This window comes from Streptomyces sp. NRRL F-2580 (assembly GCF_000720115.1).
GTDB lineage: Bacteria > Actinomycetota > Actinomycetes > Streptomycetales > Streptomycetaceae > Streptomyces.
In genome coordinates, this window is the sequence record NZ_JOIR01000132.1 from 1 (window position 1) to 272 (window position 272).

A 272-nucleotide genomic window follows, 5' to 3' on the forward strand; every position below is an offset into this window, starting at 1 on the left:
CCACCGTCGAGGTCCTCCCCGCGAACGCCGCCAAGGGCCGTGACGTGAAGGCCGCGCAGCAGACCAGCGTCGAGTACGCCGACGGGGTCCTGCGGATCAGGACCCCCGACGCCAAGAACCAGATCCTCGGCCCCAGCGGGTCCGTCGAGGTCACCGTCCAGCTGCCGGCCGGATCCCGCGTCGAGGCGAAGGCGGCCAGCGCCGAGTTCCGCGGCGTCGGACGCCTCGGCGACGTCGCCTTCGAGGGCGCCCAGGGCACGGTCAAGCTCGAC

General features: G+C 73.5%; 1 pseudogene. It reads left to right on the forward strand.

From position 1 onward, the window contains the following. Positions 1 to 272, forward strand: a pseudogene (locus IF88_RS0139760) (hypothetical protein); the annotation flags it as partial.